Source organism: Pedobacter sp. KBW06, from assembly GCF_003852525.1.
In the GTDB taxonomy this organism is placed as follows: domain Bacteria; phylum Bacteroidota; class Bacteroidia; order Sphingobacteriales; family Sphingobacteriaceae; genus Pedobacter.
Genome location: NZ_QAJL01000019.1, coordinates 1 through 1,116 on the forward strand (window position 1 = coordinate 1; position 1,116 = coordinate 1,116).

1 protein-coding gene is annotated in these 1,116 nt (G+C 47.1%); it reads left to right on the forward strand.

Going from position 1 to position 1,116, the window contains the following annotated elements; genetic code table 11:
* A partial coding sequence (locus DBR43_RS32850; RefSeq protein WP_233603334.1) for an acyl carrier protein occupies positions 1 to 1,116 on the forward strand: 1,116 nt, incomplete at both ends.

Genomic DNA, 1,116 nt, shown 5'->3' on the forward strand with positions numbered 1-1,116 from the left:
TCTTAATGAATGGCTGACTGCCCAGGTTAGTATAGAATTGAAGATACCGGCAAATAAGCTGGAAGAAGATGTTGTTTTTCAGGAGTATGGAGTTGATTCGGTCATCCTTGCGCAACTGGTAAAAAGACTGGAACAACAAATGCCGGGGGTGAGTATTTCTCCAACGGTGATTCTGGAATATCCGAGTATTGGCATGTTAAGTGAATATTTGCAGGAACACTATTCTGTAGTATTGTCATCTGTTTTGCCGGCGCAGAAGATCGCACATGACGGTACAAATCCCACCAGGGCATCAAAGAATGAAGTACGATTGCTGAATGATTCGGGATCTGGAAATCAGTTCGTTTTAGAAAAGCAGGTGATGTCAAAAGATCAGACTGCGGGATTGAATGGAAATGCTGATCATGTTCCCATTGCCGTGATCGGGATGGCCTGTCATTTCCCTGATGCACCTGATCTCGCAACTTTCTGGGAGAACCTTAAGCAGGGGCATGACAGTATCCGAGAAGTACCTTCAGAAAGGTGGGACACTTCCGTGTATTATGCTGCAGGAGGCAAACAACGCGGGAAAAGTGTCAGTAAATGGGGTGGTTTTCTGGAAGATATCACCGGTTTTGATCCCGGATATTTTGGGATTAGTCCGGATCTGGCAGGTTTGATCGATCCGCTGGAAAGGCAATGGCTTGAAGTAAGTGCAGAGGCAATGGCTGATGCTGGTTACAGCAAATCTGATATCTGGGGGAAACGTGTGGGGGTTTATGCAGGGAGCCGTTCAGGCAGCTTTCAGGAAAAGGTCAGCGAAGTTCACAAAGACATGCTTGCGGGCATCGGACAGAATTTCATTACCGCCCATCTGGCGCATATTTATAACCTTCATGGTCCGAATATGGTAGTAGATACGGCCTGCAGCAGTTCGCTGACGGCCATAGACCTTGCCGTAAAAGCATTACGTTCAGGTCAGGCCGATTTTGCGCTGGCCGGAGGTGTAGACATTCTGCTGGACGAAAGGCCCTTCATTTTGTTAAGCAATGCTGAAGTGCTTTCTCCTGATGGAAGAAGTAAAACATTTGATCAGGATGCAAATGGAACTGGCATAGGAGAAGGTTGCGGGGTGCT